We start from the raw sequence: 17,516 nt of genomic DNA, 5'->3' as shown, positions 1-17,516 counted from the left end.
GAAGCCACTTAGACTTCGGTTTTTTATTTGCCGTGACGGATTACGGTTTATACAAGCCTAAATCTTGCAAATGTAATCTAAGAATACGTCGCAGTTCCAATACAGCTTCTGGCGTTTCCTGAATGGAATGTCCGCCTTTAATAATTTTTTCTGAAACAGCGCCATCTAAGTGGGCACTGTTGTAATGCACCACATCGTCATTCATTAACAGATGCTCAGTGCTGTCGGTATTATTGCCAATAATACTGTGATATTTAAATCCTTTGACAGGCAAAATATCTTCAGTTAATTCCGTAAATTTGGAATTTTTACTTAAATCACTCGGTCCATTTTGAATGACGCCATGCCCAATTTCTTTGGTTAGATTTTTTAAATCGACTTCATGTTGCTGCAAGGTATCCGCAAACGCGCTTAAAAATGCAGTCGGTAAGCGAATGACTTTACGTGCTGCAAGGGTGAACCAGCGGTCTGCAAACTCTGTACCTTTATGCGGTGCAGCCAAGAATATTGCACGGTTAAAATTGGTGATGGGTTTAAGGCGCAAACGTGCTTGCAACAAAGGATCAGATTTAAAGCGTTCCAGACGTCGGTTTTTAAGCATTTGCATGGCAGGTTGAGTTAAATCAGTATCGCTGACCAACAAACGTGCCAAAATACCACCCATGCTGTGTCCAATTACTACAGCATCTTTTTTGGCTGCAGCAGAAGGACTGACCTGTTTAAAGCCTTGTTGAAGCAAGGCATAAATTTGGAAACGGCTTTCTAAAATTGGCATATTGGTCGAGTAAAACACTTGCCAGACTTGAAAGTTTTCCCGCAATACAGGATCGCCCATAATATCGTTGGTTAAGCGAATCCACGCTTCGGGGCTACTGGCCAAACCATGAATGAGGACAATGACTTTTTTATTCGGATTATACGGCTCAAGTAAGTACAAATGCGGCATACTGAGTCGTTCTTCACGATCAATTAAGGATAAATAAGCCGATTTACCTAAATTATTTTGCGCTAACCACAAGCCATAAGGTGCAGAAAAGTTAGCTGCAAGCGGGTAGTTCTTTTGTGCAATTTGGGCAGATTCATATTTATACGGATCATAAGCCTTGAGCTTAAAATGCGGCCGATTCAAAATATCTTCAATGGAATTGGCGCTATGTGGTTCTGCAGTGATTGTCGCGGCTAAATAGCGAGCTTGGTGAATATTTGGATTTTTTCCTGCAGGATAATCATATTTTAGCGGATCAATAATATATTTGATTTTGCTCAGATCATCGTTTGGATTTTCAGGCAATACCACCAGAAATTCAGACCCAAAACCATCACGGCGCGTGACCGAGCGCAAACCCGAAAAGTTCAGGTTATAGGTTGACATCAACTGCTGAATTTTTTGTTGTTTCAGCTGCGGGTAGTACTCAAAATCAATGTCATAAATGCTGTTGCCAACACGAATTTGTTGTTGCAATTCATCGTGTTTATAGCGCAGCGCATAGCTGCTGACCAATTTGGCAATCGCCTGATTATAAAAATCCCGAATTTGGACTTGTCTGTTATCAAAAAGACGGTCTTGCGGCGCACGTTTGGTTTTAAACATGTAGGCGTAACTATAACGAATACTTTGATCGAGCATGTGCAATTGCTGATCTAAACATTGTTCATAATTGGCCTGATGAATTTTTTGTTGTTCTTCCGATCTTTTACTGTTCAGAATACTGATTTTACAGGACGATGAATTTTCCAGTTCAATCGCTTTCGCTAAATATAATTCACTGGCGGTTGAGAGCAGTTGTTCATCCTGAATTTGTGGGATTTGCTTGAGTGCACTCACACATTCTTCAGGTTTTTCGGCACAAATATTGGCTTCACGTCCTGTCATCGACAAGACATTTAAACTGGCTTCACTCAGTTTTTTGCGCGATAAAATACTATCACGTTCATTGGCAATACTAACTTTTAACGCCTGATTTTTAACACTGACCACCTGACAACCAGACAGCAGTGTTGTACTGAGCAATGCAGCAATCACAATTTTATTCATGGAAAGTCTGGCTTAATTTTTAAGATTTTTTTCCATCATACGTTTTTTTAAAGCTTTTTCAATTGCGTAGAAAGCAAAATAGACCGTCGAAACGGTCTATTTTTAGGTATTTTTGTATCGATTTTTTATTAAGTGCGTGGTGCGATCACTTGCCACACATTCCAGCGACCTTGCTTTTCAATTTCAGCAATCAAACGGTCAGCCACTTCGGCTTCTTGCGGGTATTTGATTTTATAGTTTTTCAAAGTTTGTACTGCATTTTTCTTTTGTTCCATGGCAATATAATTGTTTGCCGCAGACAAATAAGCTTCCTGCACACCTGCTTTCATGGCTTTGTCTAAATAAGGAATGGCTTCACGATGACCGCCACCTTCAGACAGACCGAAACCAAACCAAAAATTCGCTTCGGCATCTTCCTGATTAATTTTTAAGATACGCTGCGCATAGTTAAGTGAGCGTGTGGTGTAAACAGAGCCTAAGTCTAGATTACGTGCCATAACACTGGCTTTAAATGCACGCATCAAAATATCAAAAGAGGCATTTTCATTGGCTGCCAAAGTGTCTAATTGTTGAGTCAATTCTTTGAGCTTTGCCTCGAAACCACGACGTTCCTGACGTTCGCTAAAACGTGGTGGATAGTGACGTGCTTTGCCTTCGACCAATTGTAAGAAGTCATCAATTTCGGTGATGTCAATTTCGTTTTCACCTGCCAAAACTGCAAACTTCAAGCTACGGGCATTGTTATTGACCGTAGGTACAATCAATTTGTTTTGATCTAAGGTAATGCTTTTGCTTGGATCATTTGGGTTAGTAACCACCATTTTAGTCACAGGCTGTGCTGCTGCTTTTTGTAGGTTAATTTCAAATGGTGGTGGGGCATCATAATTAAATGGATTTAAGGCATAGAATGGTGCACTTAATTCAGGTTCGGTAAATACGATAGGTGGTTTTACTTCTTGTTTTGGTGGTGCAACACAGGCGCTAACGAGCGTTGCGGCTAGAATACTGAGTGCCAAAGGCTTAAGAGTCATGGTGTTCTTCCGTTCAATTTATTTTAAAAGTGAGAGGTGATTGTGTCGGATTAAAATATTGCATGTCGGTCAGTCTAAGAAATCTGTTCCGAACATGCAATACAATTGAGGGGGCTTAGTTACACAGTGATACGAAGTTTTTTTAAGTATGTAGGATTGATCAAATAAACAGCCCTATTTACTTTGTGCTTCACACTCACGTCTAACATCTTCAATTATTTTTAATTCTTCTGCACTATAAGGTTGTTCATTTTGCTGTGGGTTTTTAAAGCTTGGGTCAAGTAAAGAGAGACGCTGACATAATAAATTCATACGTTTTTCATTTTGTTCCAAGCGATCTAGTAATACTCGCATGCCGTCCAATACTGGGTCAGATTGGTCCTGCGTTGCTGCATAAGGTTGGAAACCAATACTGGCAGCATAATCACGACGACGTGCTTCCTGATCATCGGCAGGTTTATTTTTCATAATAAAGCGCGCAGGGTTACCCACAGCAGTTGCGCCTTCAGGTACTTCTTTGGTCACAACCGCATTAGAGCCAACTTTGGCATTTTTATGTACGGTGAATGGGCCTAGAATTTTCGCGCCTGCACCGACTACTACGCCATCTTCCAAAGTTGGATGACGTTTGCCTTTATTCCACGTTGTGCCGCCTAAAGTCACGCCATGATATAAGGTGACATCATCACCAATTTCAGCAGTTTCACCAATCACCACGCCCATGCCATGGTCAATAAAAAAGCGACGACCAATTTTTGCACCGGGATGAATTTCAATTCCTGTAGCAAAACGGCTAAATGACGAGAGTAGACGTGCCGACTCCTTGCAGTCTTTGTTCCATAATTCATGCGCCACACGATGCATAATTAAAGCGTGAATTCCTGGATAAGTGGTTAAGACTTCAAGTGTATTTCGAGCAGCAGGATCGCGCGCGAAGACAGCTTGAATGTCTTCTTTGAGCTGTTTAAGCATTAGTTTGATCCTCGTCCTGTGTTGATGTAGATTTTTTCCATGAACCGTTATTCATTGCTTGTACGCGGCTAAAAATACCGCGAAGTAAATGGTATTCCATACGATCTAATTGTATACGTCCGAAAAGCCGACGCAAGCGCAAAGGCAATAATCGTGGATTTTTTGGATCCATAAATTCAATTTCTGCCAGCATTTTTTCTAAATGTGGATAGAACTGTTGCATTTGTTCATGGTTGACCAAAGGTTCATCCCATTGCATCGCTTCAGAATCTGTCACTTGCATCGTCGCTGCAGGATCGGCAATTTTTCCGACAATATCGATGGCAGCCATACGCATTTCATAGCAAATCACTTGAATGGCTTGAGCAACATTGAGCACACCATATTCTTCATTGACAGGAATCGTCACGTGATAATTCGCCAAAGCCAGCTCTTCATTGGTTAAACCACGATCTTCACGTCCAAAAATAATGGCAACATTTTGCCCATGCTGTGCCACAGCATTTAACGACTTTTCTGCCGCAGGGCGTGCATCTAAGAGTGGCCAAGGAATAGTACGACTACGTGCACTGCTGCCAAAGACCAAATGGCAGTCGGCAATTGCATCTTCGAGCTGTTCAACCACTTCAATCTGTTCAATTAAATCGGTTGCACCTGCCGCCAAAGCATCAATATCTGGATGCGGATAGGTTTTTGGATCAACCAAAACCAATTTACATAGCCCCATGGTTTTCATGGCGCGTAAGGCGCTACCGATGTTGGCAGGCAGGGTGGTATTCACCATGACAATACGCACGTGGGAGAGGTGTGCGGCAACAGCTGCATTGTCGGTTTGACTCATAACAAATCCAGATGGGTTAAATTTTTAATTAAGAATATTGATCAACTTCGGTATGGTATAAATCCATAGCATCATCCATGCTCATATCAGCAGGTGGTGGAGCAATCGATGCAGGTTTCGCCACATCGACAGCTTTCGCGGCTTTGGATTTCACTTGATATTCGATATGCAGGCTTTCTTTACCAAAATAGTCACGCAATTTGACCAAGGCTTCATCTAAGGGTGCGATTTTCCACTGAATGCCCAAATGTAATTCTGCAGTGGCATAAGCATAGTCAAGGTGCAATAAAACAGGAATATGCGTGCATAAATCCACATTACAATAAGGCAGCAACATATTTTGTAAGTCTTGACTCAAGGTCTTGCTTAAATGTTCTGCATGCAAGTGAATTTGAATACTATTGGCGCGTTTTTGACGAATTTCATTCAAGCTAAACGCTTTGGTTAAGCGTCCCATTGGGCGGTCAAAACCTTCACGTTCGTAAATTTCGCCTTCAATCACCACCACTTTTTCAGTTTGTACAATATCTTTAAAGCGTTGGAAGCGCTCATGGTTGGCAGATACTTCAATACGTGCCGTACCATCATCTAAAGTGACCACCATCCGATTTGGGAAGTTGGCGACATCCACCACCAAGCCTGCAAAGACGGTGGTCACGCCACGACGGGTTGGCGTCAGTTCATTAATTTTACTTGGAATAAAGGCTTTTAATTCATTGCGATAGACATCAATCGGGTGACCAGTGAGGTAAAGTCCAAGTGTGTCTTTTTCACCTTTAAGTCGGACTTCATCTGACCATGGTTTTACAGGTTTGGCAGGCTTACGTTGTACTTCTTCAACTTCACCAAATAAATCCATGATGCCTGTTTCACGGTTGGAACGTGCTTGTTCCGCCGCTTGTACCGCTTCTGGCAATTGTGCCATTAAACTTGAGCGTTCGATGCCTAAACAGTCTAATGCACCCGCACGAATTAAGGCTTCAAGGGTTCGTTTGTTAATTTTTTTCAAATCAATACGATGACAGAAGTCAAATAAATCGCGGTATGGACCTTCTTTTTGGCGAGAATCAATCACCGATTGCATGGCTTGTTCGCCCACGCCTTTAATTGCGCCAAGTCCGTAGACAATGGTGCGTTCATCGCTGGCGTGGAAATGATACAAAGACATATTTACCGAAGGTGGTAAAACTTCCAGACCATTGTGGCGACAGTCATCAATCAGGAACACCACGTTATCGGTGTTTTGCATTTCCGACGACATTACCGCAGCCAAGAATTCGGCAGGGTAATGTGCTTTCAGCCATGCCGTCTGATAGGCAACGAGGGCATAAGCAGCCGCGTGGGATTTGTTAAAACCGTAGCCTGCGAACTTTTCCATATAGTCGAAAATATGGTTGGCTGTGGCGGCATCAATGTCTTTTTTCGCAGCACCTTCAATAAAGATTTGGCGCTGTTTCACCATTTCTTCAGGTTTTTTCTTACCCATAGCACGACGTAGTAAGTCCGCACCACCGAGGGTATAGCCTGCACAATACTGTGCCGCCTGCATTACCTGTTCCTGATAAACCATAATGCCGTAGGTTGGTTCAAGCACACCTTCTAGCAAAGGATGCAGATACTCAAACTCGCCACCGTGCATACGGTGAATAAAGTCTGGAATGAGATCCATCGGGCCAGGACGATACAAGGACACGAAGGCAATAATTTCCTCAAATTTGCTTGGGCGTGCTTCTTTCAGCATCTTTTTCATGCCCACGGATTCAAACTGGAATACCGCTGTGGTGTTGGCATTGGCAAAGACTAAATAGGCGTCTTTATCGTCCAATGGAATATGGGCAATATCTAGCGGTGTATCGGCTTGGATGCGTTTATTGATATTTTGTACTGCATCTTCAATAACCGTCAGGTTACGTAAACCCAAGAAGTCAAATTTGACCAAACCTGCCGATTCAACATCGTCTTTATCGTATTGTGCAACACGGGCGGTTCCATCAGCATCGCACATAACCGCAGAAAAGTCGGTGATTTTGGTGGGTGCAATGACCACACCACCTGCGTGTTTGCCTGTGTTGCGGGTAATGCCTTCAAGTTTTAAAGCCATTTCCCAAATTTCTGAAGCATCGTCATAGTCTGGGTTAGATGGATTGGTCACCACATCTTTCAGCTGTGGTTCGGCTTCAATTGATTCTTCCAAACTAAGCCCTAAAGGTTTAGTTGGAATCAGTTTAGAAATACGGTCTGCCAAACCATAAGACTTGCCCAAAACCCGTGCGACATCTCGAATCGCACCTTTGGCGGCCATAGTACCGAAAGTGGCAATTTGTGATACCGCATCACGTCCATAGGTGCGTGCCACATAATCAATGACTTTATCGCGTCCTGCAATACAGAAATCGACGTCAAAGTCGGGCATGGATACACGTTCTGGGTTTAAGAAACGTTCAAAGAGTAGTTCATAACGCAATGGGTCTAAGTCGGTAATTTTTAAGCTATAAGCGACCAATGAGCCTGCGCCTGAACCACGACCCGGCCCAACAGGTACGCCATTATTTTTAGACCATTGAATAAAGTCCATGACGATGAGGAAGTAACCTGGGAAGCCCATCGAGTTAATAATATTAATTTCGTATTCAATTCGTTCATCATAAGGTTTGCGAATTTCTGCCCAGTCTTCATCGCGCTGTGTGACAGGATAGAGCACATTTAGACGTTCTTCTAAACCTTGTTTGGATAGGTGCGCGAAGTAGGTATCAATGGTGTGTCCGTCTGGAATTGGATAATCTGGAAGGAAATATTTACCCAATTGCAGCGTGACGTTACAGCGTTTGGCAATATGATAGCTGTTTTCAATAGCACTTGGAATGTCGGAAAATAATTCCGTCATTTCTGCAGTAGTTTTAAAATATTGCTCAGGACTATACGTTTTAGGACGACGGTTATCCCCTAAAACATAACCATCGGCAATACAAACTCGCGCTTCGTGCGCTTCATAATCTTCACGGCGGACAAAGTGCACATCATTATGTGCCACCACACCAATATTATATTTTTTAGCTAATTTAACTGCTTCGGCAATAAAAGCATCTTCATCGGGACGATCTGTACGGGTCAGTGCCAAATAAACCCGATTACCAAATTTTTCGATCCATTCTTCCAGCAACGGTTCGGCTTTTTGTGGATTGGACGTGATCAGCATTTTGCCGACATCACTTTGAATGCCGAGTAACAGAATCAGATCATCGGCTTGTTCTAAAATCCATGCTTTATTGACGCAAGGGATATTGAGTTGCTGACCTTCAATATAGCCACGCGACACCAGTTCGGTCAGATTGCGCCAGCCGTGATTGTTCATCGACAATAGCGTCACACGATGATCGGCATCATTTAAACGCAGCACTGAACCTAAAATCGGTTTGATGCCTTGCCCCAAACATTTGCCATAAAACTTTACGGCAGCGTGCAGGTTAGAGAGATCGGTCAATGCCAAAGCAGGCATTTCTTCATTGACTGCAGCTTTAATCAAGTCAGGTACGCGTACAATCGACTCGGTAATCGAAAATTCTGTATGTATACCTAAATGAACAAAGCGCATGAATCAGTCCCTTAAAAAATCACGGGTTAGTTTAGCATGCTCTGCTCAAGACAAAACATGCTTCAAAGTTTTTCCTACGGTTTTCGATGATCTTGACCGTATATCAAAATTTCAGTTTTTTGGATGTTGATATGGCGTGAATCACGTATGCATGGAGAAGGAGTGTGGTTTTAACCCCTTACACACTCATACGAGTAGCAAGGAGTTAAATGGTGAATCTATTTCTGATGTGTAGATGAAAGATTTATCTGAGTTTAGATAACCAATCGCCTAAACTTTGCACCAATTGCACTAAAATTAATAAGACCACCACGGTTAGCATCACGACACTACTATCAAAGCGTTGATAACCATAAGAAATAGCAAGGTCACCAATGCCGCCTGCACCGACTGCGCCTGCCATAGCAGTTGCGCCAATTAAGCTAATGGTGGCTGTGGTTAGGTTCAAAATGAGTGAGCTACGTGCTTCAGGTAAAATAAATTTGAAGATAATCTGTAAGGGTGTAGCACCCATTGCCTGTGCAGATTCGACAATCCCTTCATTGACTTCAAGCAGTGAAGTTTCTACCAAACGACCAATATACGGGCCGACATAAATGGTCAGTGGAACAATGGCTGCCCAAGTTCCGATGGATGTACCCACTAACAATTTAGTCAGCGGAATCACCGCAATCAATAAAATAATAAAGGGTAGGGAGCGCAGTGCGTTTACAATCGGGTTAAGCCCGTGATAAATCACACGGTTTGGCAAAATACCTGTCGGACGAGTCACTACAAGGGTAATGCCCTGAATAAAGCCCCAGATACAACCAAACAACATGGCAAAGAACACCATGTGAAAGGTTTCTTGTAAGGCTGTAACAAACTGGTCAATAGATAAAGAGCTTTTCCAGAAAGGCGCAGTTACTGAGGTCAGCCACTGTACAATTAAATCTCTCATGCTTGTACTCCTGACTGTTCAACTTCAACACCATTGGCTTGCAGAAATTCAAGTGCTTGTTGAATGACGCTTGCATCACCGAGCAATTGTATAAACATTTGCCCAATCACAGCGCCATCAATTTCGGTCATATTGGCAAATAAAATATTCAGGCTGATATCAAACTGTTTAATGACGGCTTGAATTACGGTTTCCTGAGCTGATTTACCTAAAAACTTCAGACAATAAATGCTGTGCTGATTTTGATTTTCCAGATTATTCAAAATATTGATAGGCAATTGCTGCTGCAACACGGTTTGAATAAAGCTTTTGGTGGTCGGATGTTGCGGTTGACTAAATATTTCTAGGGTTGAACCTGTTTCAATGACTTTGCCTTGTTCCATCACCGCCACATAATCACAAACCGATTCAATCACATCCATTTCATGTGTGACCATTACAATGGTAATGCCTTGTTCGCGGTTAATTTTTTTCAGTAATTCCAGCACAGATTTGGTGGTTTGTGGATCAAGTGCTGAAGTTGCTTCATCGCAGAGTAAAATTTTAGGATGATTGGCTAGCGCACGCGCAATACCGACACGTTGTTTTTGTCCGCCTGAAAGTTCATCAGGGTAGGCGTCTTTTTTATGTTTTAAATCAATAAACTCAAGTAATTCATTTAAACGCTTTTCGCGTTCGGCTTTGTTCCAGCCTAACAGTTTCATCGGCATTTCAATATTGGCAGCCACAGTTTTGGTCTGCAATAAATTGAAGTGCTGAAAAATCATTCCAATATGGGCACGTTCTTGACGTAATTCGCGGGCATTGAGTGCAGTAAAATCTTTTTGATGAATGATGACTTGCCCAGCATTTGGACGCTCCAACAAATTGATCAAGCGGATTAACGTACTTTTACCTGCACCACTATAGCCAATAATGCCAAAAATACTGCCTGTTGGAATTTGTAGGTTAATTTGATCCAACGCACGCAGTGTTTGACCTTTGAGCTGATAGTGCTTTGAAATGTTTTTAAATTCAATCATATCGTCAAGAAATGTCCATAAATGAAAAAACAGGCAAAGTTCGCTTTGCCTGTTTTGTTTAACGCATTATATTACTATTTTGCTGCTTCAGTGAAATAGCTGACAGGTTTATTTACCACAACTTTTGTTCCGCCAAAGTGCTGATCAATATATTGCTTCACCGCTTCGGTATGATACAACGCAGCTACTTTTTGCAAGATTGGGTCATTTTGACGATCTGCAGCAGTCGCGAGAATGTTGACATTCATTTTTGTGCTCTGGTCAATTGGCTCGTAATAAATTGAATCTTTAAGTACGTTCAAACCACCTTCCATTGCAAGAGTGTTGCCCAAAACAATTGCATCGACTTCATCTTTTACACGTACAGCCGTTGCCATTTGAATCGGTTTGATTTGAATTTGCTTGGCATTTTCTACGATGTCTGCAGGCGTACCTTGAACATTGTCAAAACCATCTTTCAGTTTAACCAAACCAGCCGATTGAAGTAATAACAGTGCACGTGATTCATTGGCACCATCATTTGGAATAGCAATGGTTGCACCTGTTTTGAACTCATCCAACTTTTTCACTTTGCTTGAGTAAATACCCATTGGCTCTAAGTAAGTTGTCGCTACTGGTGCAATTTGATCTTTATTGTTGGCATTAAATGCCACCATATAGGCATAAGATTGGAATGCGTTAAGATCAATTTCTTTATTTGCTACCGCCGTGTTCATTGACACGTAATCGGTGAAGTTTTTCACTTCAAGTTGAATACCTGCTGCTTTGGTTTCAGGTAAGTCGGCAATAAAACGCCAAATATCTGCATCTGAACCAGTCGATGCCATAGTGACAGTGTGTAGAGCAGAAGAATCTTTTTGTGCCGCGTCAGTCGCAGGCGCTTCTTGTTTGCCACAGCCAGCCAAGCCAACTGAAAGACCAAGTACAAGACCAAGGAGCTTTTTCATGAATATATCCCGAGCAAGTTTAAGCCGTGCCTAAAGTTGCCAATGATTGAGAAGAATCAAATCAGCACGATGGATGGAATCGCATGATGATGATTTTGTATGTTTCTCAAATATGTTGTAGGTATTGTTTGAGTACTGAAAAAGTCAGCCCACAGCTCAATCAATAATTTTGAGATGGATGGGCAATTCACTTTTTCAAAAGATGCACCATCATAACAATAAAAAATAATTCTATATAGTGCTGTGTATGTTATGCATATCACTGTTTTTACAACAGAAAGCGAATAAGTCAAAATAAGTTCTTATAAATAAATATATTCTGTAAAGATTAAGGATTTGAACAAGTGTTTAAATATTTAGGTGCTTTAAAATTTATTCTGAAATATAAATATGAAAAATAGCAATCATGTGTTATTTAGGCTCATTCATCTATTGATGTCATAAAAAAGCTCGTACAGTGACGAGCTTTTTTATGGACTTAAATTTTTAGGCTAAACTAAAAATTTTAAGCATTTTCACGAGCAATGGCACGATAGCCAATATCTTTACGATATTGCACACCATCAAAGGTAACTTTTTCGCACAGTTCAAGGGCTTTAGCTTGCGCTTCGCCAATGGTATTACCGAGCGCAGTTACACACAGTACACGACCACCATTGGTCACAATCTCACCATCGGCATTGCTTGCTGTACCTGCGTGGAATACTTTCGCATCTGCCATTTGTGTTTCTAAACCAGAAATCACATCACCTTTGCCTGAAGTTTCAGGGTAACCCGCAGTCGCCAATACAATCCCGACAGTTTTGCGTTCATCCCAGTTTGCTTCGGCAGGTAAGTTGCCAGCAATACCTGCTTCAACCAAATCTACCAAAGATGACTTTAAGCGCATCATAATTGGTTGTGTTTCTGGGTCACCAAAACGGCAGTTAAACTCGATCACTTTTGGTTGACCTTTGTCGTCAATCATTAAGCCTGCGTATAAGAAACCTGTATAAACATGACCGTCTTTTTTCATACCTTCAACAGTAGGACGCATCACTTCATTCATGGTTTTTTCAAATACGTCTGCAGTCACGACAGGGGCAGGAGAGTATGCACCCATACCACCAGTATTTGGACCTTGGTCGCCTTCAAAAATACGCTTGTGGTCTTGTGAAGTTGCCATAGGAAGGATGTTGTCGCCATCAATCATACAAATGAAAGAAGCTTCTTCACCTGCAAGGAATTCTTCAATGACTACACGTGAACCTGCATCACCAAATTTGTTGCCTGCTAGCATGTCATCAATTGCATCAAATGCTTCTTGATTGGTCATCGCCACGATCACGCCTTTACCTGCAGCAAGACCGTCCGCCTTGATCACGATTGGAGCACCATTTTTTTCAACAAATGCTTTTGCCGCATCAACTTCGGTGAATACGTCATAGAATGCAGTTGGAATGTTGTGACGTTTTAAAAAGTGCTTGGCAAAGGCTTTAGAACCTTCAAGCTGTGCAGCAAACTGGGTTGGGCCCCAAATTTTTAAACCCGCTTCACGGCAGGCATCTACTACACCATTGACCAGTGGTGCTTCAGGGCCAACAATGATTAAATCAACAGCATTATTTTTGGCAAAGTCGATGATTGCAGGGTTATTTTGAATATCTAACGCTACATTCTCGCATTTGTTTTCTGTTGCCGTACCTGCATTACCCGGTGCAACGAAGACTTTAGCGACTTTGTCATCTTGTGCGATTTTCCATGCCAAAGCATGTTCACGACCGCCGCTACCTAAAACTAAAATATTCATCTAAAAATCCCTCAAAGAATAAAATCCCCCTAGCGAAGCTATGCTTTTCACCCTTGAAAAGGAAGGAGATTGTGCATAAAAACACAGTTCCCTTACGTGAAAAGTCCCCCTTTTATAAAAAAGGGGGATTTCGGAGGATTATTAAATACGACTTCTAATTAATGAGTTTAATTAGTGACGGAAATGACGCATGCCAGTGAAGACCATTGCAATACCAGCTTCATCTGCTGCTGCAATCGTTTCTTCATCACGCATAGAACCACCCGGTTGAATAATGCATTTGATACCAGCTTTAGCTGCGTTATCAATACCATCACGGAATGGGAAGAATGCGTCAGATGCCATTACTGCACCTTCAACCACTAAACCTGCATGTTCTGCTTTAATGGCAGCAATACGAGCAGAGTTTACACGGCTCATTTGACCTGCGCCAACACCAATGGTCTGACGGTTTTTCGCATAAACAATTGCGTTCGATTTTACGTATTTCGCAACTTTCCAAGCAAAGATCATATCGTCAATTTCTTGTTCAGTTGGTGCACGTTTGGTCACAACTTTTAAGTCATCTTTCGTGATCATGCCCAAGTCTTGGTCTTGAACCAATAAACCGCCGTTGACACGTTTGTAATCCATTTGTGGAGCGCGTGCATCAATCGCAGGAAGCTCACCACATACCAATACACGTACGTTTTTCTTCGCGCCAGTCACTTCAAGTACGCCATCTGCAATGCTAGGCGCAATGATTACTTCAACGAATTGACGGTCTACAATCGCTTGTGCAGTGGCAACGTCTAACTCACGGTTAAACGCAATGATGCCACCAAATGCAGATTCAGGGTCAGTTGCATAAGCAAGGTCATAAGCCGCTTGAATACCGTCTAAAGATACAGCAACACCACATGGGTTCGCGTGTTTTACGATCACACAAGCAGGTTTTGCAAATGATTTCACACATTCAAGTGCGGCATCAGTATCTGCAATGTTGTTATAAGATAATTCTTTACCTTGAAGCTGTTTCGCTGTAGAAACAGAAGCTTCAGTTGCAGCAGGGTCTACATAGAACGCTGCAGATTGATGCGGGTTTTCGCCGTAACGTAAATCTTGCGCTTTGTTCAATTGTGTATTGAATGTACGTGCAAATTGGTCAGCAGTACCTTCTTCTTTACCTACACGTGCACCTAAGTAAGAGGCGATCATGCCGTCATATTGTGCAGTGTGTTCAAATGCTTTCACTGCCAAATCAAAACGAGTTTCGTAAGACAATGCACCGTTGCTTTTCATTTCTGCAATAACAGTCGCATAGTCAGAAGCATTTACTACAATACCTACAGAAGCATGGTTTTTCGCTGCAGCGCGAACCATAGTAGGGCCACCAATGTCGATGTTCTCAATCGCATCTGCAAGTGAACAATTTGGTTTTGCAACAGTCGCAGCAAATGGATAAAGGTTAACAACAACCAAGTCGATGGCATCAATATTGTGTTCTGCCATGACTGCTTCGTCTAGACCACGACGAGCCAAGATACCGCCATGAATTTTTGGGTGTAACGTTTTTACACGACCATCCATCATTTCAGGGAAACCAGTATGCTCTGATACTTCTACGACAGCAATATTGTTGTCTTTAAGCAACTTATAAGTACCGCCAGTAGATAAAATTTCTACCCCAAGAGCAGCAAGGTCTTGTGCAAATTCAACAATACCTGTTTTGTCAGAAACAGAGATTAAAGCGCGTTTAATAGTCATGATCTTCGTCACAGTTTTCAATTACAGATTAAAACAAACTAGCAAAATGCAGGTAAAAAAAATGCCTGCGGAGGTCGCAAGCATTTTATCACTTATTCACTCATTAAACCGTGAGCTTTTAACTTTTTACGTAAAGTACCACGGTTTAGTCCAAGAATTTCAGCAGCGCGTGTTTGGTTACCGCGAGTGTATTCAAGAACAACAGATAAAAGAGGTTTCTCCATTTCTGCTAACACCATGTCATACACTTGTGAAGGTTGTTCACCTTGTAGTTGTGCAAAATAATGGCGAACTGCGCGATCTACGTGAATACGTAAAGCAACATCAGATTGTGCAGTAAAAATAGGAGATTTGCTATTCATGCGAATTAATCCGAAAATCAGATATCACTGGGATAAAGTGATATATCAATGTGGTCTATAAATTAAATGAACTCCGTTTTAGATCCTAAAACGGGAAGTTCTAAAACTGGAACATTTAGCTTGCCACAACTCTAGGCATTGGTCGAAATTTAAGCGTAACAATACATTAATAATTGTTACAGACCAAAATCAAAACAAAAAATCTACTCTGTACGCGATATATAAAAATAAAGCGCATTAGACAGATCTATATTTGTTGTGAATCTTGCGAGGAGTTTGCAGCACAAAGCTTTCGTGGCGCGTATGATACCATTGTATGAGAAAAAGTGAGCAAGAAAACTGCAATTTTTTTAATTTTTTTCGCTATTTTTTCACTATTTTTTTGTGAATTAAGGCTTGATAATTTCTAAAGTATAGGCATCGAAGTCGTTTCGTGATATTGGAACTAAAATGTCAAACTTAAATGGACTGTTTTTAGGAATACGTTGAATGCTCGAAAGACTTTCGACCAAATACTCCTGTGGAGAATAAATATAAGTCGATAAAGTTCTCTGGTTTTCTTTTAGGGTGACTTTAATATTGGGCAATGCCAAGCTTTTATCGTGATAATTAATCAGCTCGCCTGTAAATAGCGTATTCAGACGGTCAATACGTTTTACACGAACACGATTGATAGAAATTAAACTATAGCGCTCTTCTAGACTCTGACATTTGAATACCTGACATACCTGAGTGAATACAGAGTTCAGCGCAGGACTACTGTTCAGGAATTTTGGGTTAAACCATAAAATCTGAAAGATCAGCAAACCAATCAGTAAGGTATTGATAATGCCCCACAGTAAATAGTAGCCATTACTGTGCTTTTTTTCCTGTTCAATGTCTTGAATAGACAAATTCATGGCAGGAATAGTGCCAATTGGTTCAGTACTGAAATAATTGAGGTTATTCAGATAGGTTTTCAGATCAATATTGGAATGTTCAACTTTACGCTGAAAAATATCTAAAATATGTTGCGGTTGCGCAAGTTCAGCAGTTGCCTGCATAAAACTGCGGTTTTGAATGTGATGTAATTGTGATGTGACTGAGTTTTTATTTTGAGGAAAGGCAAATACCAAATGCGAAAGAGCATTAAAGGTATTGTCGCATTTAGGACAACAAACCATCCCTTGCGCAACGGTCAGCTGCGCAACGGATACTTTATAAACAGTTTGGCATTCAGGGCACTTGGTTTGCTTGTCACTCATAACTCAAAAATTACAGTTAGTGGGGATGGCGTTTCCCAGAAATTCGACACCAGTTTTCTTCACGTTTTTCGACTTGTACTATATCAAAAAATTCAGAATAAACACTAGAAACTTCAGCAACTTGCTCTTCAATTACACCTGCAAGTGCGAACTCGCCCTCAGATTTAATTAAAGTTGCAAACTCTGGCGCAAGCATCATCAATGGGCCTGCCAAAATATTGGCAACTAAAATGTCTGCTTTTTCATTACCGATGGTTTCATTGAACTCTTCTGGAAGTCCCACATATAAGTTTTTAAGTACACCGTTGAGTTCTGCATTTTGTTTGGTCGCTAAAACTGCTTGCGGGTCAATATCAGTCGCATAGACTTTTTTTGCACCGAGCAACAAAGCCGCTACTCCTAAAATACCTGAACCACAACCGTAGTCGATCACGACTTTATCTTTTACATTGGTTTTACCTAACCATTGCAGGCACAGGAACGTACTGGCATGGTTACCTGTACCAAAAGCCAAACCTGGGTCAAGTTTAATATTGACTGCATCTGCCTCAGGTGGTTCTAACCATTCAGGTACAATCCAGAATTTCTCTGCAATCTGGATTGGCTCGTAGTAATCCATCCATGAGCGTTCCCAAACCTGATCTTCCAAAAATTCACTGCGTAAAGGGGCATCTGGCATTTGCGCACGAATAAAGGTTTCTAAGGCTGCAACATCAATTTCTTCACCTTCGTCTTGTGCATAAATACCTGTCACAATGACTTTGTTCCAAAGTGGTGTTTCACCTGGCAGTGGCTCAAGTAAGTCCTGATTTTCCGCATCATCTAAGGTTACGCTGACTGCACCCAATGAACTGAGCAGGGTTTCAGTAAAATCGACTTGCGCTTGATCAACAGTAATATGTATTTGTAACCACTTCACGGAGATAACCTAAAATTTAATGCGAAAGCGCTATTGTAACTGAACTGCTGCAGACGCTGTTATTTTTTATTCGGAT

The 17,516-nt window shown here is 41.4% G+C and carries 13 protein-coding genes; all 13 read right to left on the bottom strand.

Annotation, left to right across the window (positions count from 1 at the left end; genetic code table 11):
- Positions 1 to 40 precede the first annotated feature (40 nt).
- The 13 genes from FTT91_RS00305 to prmA all read right to left on the bottom strand — a co-directional run bounded on the left by FTT91_RS00305 (position 41) and on the right by prmA (position 17,440).
- A complete protein-coding gene (locus tag FTT91_RS00305) occupies positions 41 to 2,035 on the bottom strand; it encodes a triacylglycerol lipase (protein WP_180168751.1) in 1,995 nt (664 codons plus the stop codon).
- A 128-nt stretch (positions 2,036 to 2,163) separates the two neighbouring features.
- The gene (locus FTT91_RS00300; protein WP_154320674.1) at positions 2,164 to 3,066 is read right to left on the bottom strand and encodes an ABUW_2363 family tetratricopeptide repeat lipoprotein; all 903 of its coding nucleotides are present in this window, start codon (positions 3,064 to 3,066) and stop codon (positions 2,164 to 2,166) included.
- Positions 3,067 to 3,240: 174 nt separating this feature from the next.
- Positions 3,241 to 4,038: a serine O-acetyltransferase gene (gene cysE / locus FTT91_RS00295; protein WP_180168750.1), complete on the bottom strand. Its 798-nt coding sequence runs from the start codon at positions 4,036 to 4,038 to the stop codon at positions 3,241 to 3,243.
- Positions 4,031 to 4,879, bottom strand: a complete 849-nt coding sequence (locus tag FTT91_RS00290; RefSeq protein ID WP_180168749.1) for an RNA methyltransferase — start codon at positions 4,877 to 4,879, stop codon at positions 4,031 to 4,033. Before FTT91_RS00290 ends, cysE begins: the two co-directional genes overlap by 8 nt.
- A 28-nt stretch (positions 4,880 to 4,907) precedes the next feature.
- Complete coding sequence (dnaE, locus tag FTT91_RS00285) at positions 4,908 to 8,471, bottom strand: DNA polymerase III subunit alpha (RefSeq protein WP_004973121.1); 3,564 nt, start codon at positions 8,469 to 8,471, stop codon at positions 4,908 to 4,910.
- Between the two features lie 244 nt (positions 8,472 to 8,715).
- Positions 8,716 to 9,411, bottom strand: a complete 696-nt coding sequence (locus tag FTT91_RS00280) for a methionine ABC transporter permease (RefSeq protein WP_004973122.1) — start codon at positions 9,409 to 9,411, stop codon at positions 8,716 to 8,718.
- Complete coding sequence (locus tag FTT91_RS00275) at positions 9,408 to 10,433, bottom strand: methionine ABC transporter ATP-binding protein (RefSeq protein WP_004973123.1); 1,026 nt, start codon at positions 10,431 to 10,433, stop codon at positions 9,408 to 9,410. The genes FTT91_RS00280 and FTT91_RS00275 overlap by 4 nt, the downstream gene beginning before the upstream one ends.
- A gap of 74 nt (positions 10,434 to 10,507) precedes the next feature.
- Positions 10,508 to 11,380: a MetQ/NlpA family ABC transporter substrate-binding protein gene (locus FTT91_RS00270; RefSeq protein WP_180168748.1), complete on the bottom strand. Its 873-nt coding sequence runs from the start codon at positions 11,378 to 11,380 to the stop codon at positions 10,508 to 10,510.
- Positions 11,381 to 11,885: 505 nt separating this feature from the next.
- Complete coding sequence (gene purD, locus FTT91_RS00265; RefSeq protein WP_180168747.1) at positions 11,886 to 13,169, bottom strand: phosphoribosylamine--glycine ligase; 1,284 nt, start codon at positions 13,167 to 13,169, stop codon at positions 11,886 to 11,888.
- A 171-nt stretch (positions 13,170 to 13,340) separates the two neighbouring features.
- A complete protein-coding gene (purH, locus tag FTT91_RS00260) occupies positions 13,341 to 14,915 on the bottom strand; it encodes a bifunctional phosphoribosylaminoimidazolecarboxamide formyltransferase/IMP cyclohydrolase (RefSeq protein WP_004973127.1) in 1,575 nt (524 codons plus the stop codon).
- A gap of 92 nt (positions 14,916 to 15,007) precedes the next feature.
- Positions 15,008 to 15,277: a DNA-binding transcriptional regulator Fis gene (fis, locus tag FTT91_RS00255; RefSeq protein ID WP_001086304.1), complete on the bottom strand. Its 270-nt coding sequence runs from the start codon at positions 15,275 to 15,277 to the stop codon at positions 15,008 to 15,010.
- 389 nt (positions 15,278 to 15,666) lie between these two features.
- Positions 15,667 to 16,521, bottom strand: coding sequence for a DUF3426 domain-containing protein (locus FTT91_RS00250; protein WP_180168746.1), 855 nt, complete (start codon positions 16,519 to 16,521; stop codon positions 15,667 to 15,669).
- Positions 16,522 to 16,537: 16 nt separating this feature from the next.
- Positions 16,538 to 17,440 (bottom strand): 50S ribosomal protein L11 methyltransferase, encoded by a 903-nt coding sequence (prmA, locus tag FTT91_RS00245; protein ID WP_004973131.1) that lies wholly within the window; start codon positions 17,438 to 17,440, stop codon positions 16,538 to 16,540.
- Between the last annotated feature and the right edge of the window lie 76 nt (positions 17,441 to 17,516).

It is taken from the genome of Acinetobacter sp. YH12021, from assembly GCF_013420145.1.
Classification (GTDB): domain Bacteria; phylum Pseudomonadota; class Gammaproteobacteria; order Pseudomonadales; family Moraxellaceae; genus Acinetobacter; species Acinetobacter towneri.
Note: the sequence above shows the minus strand (reverse complement) of the source record. Positions and strands in the feature narration are given on the sequence as shown.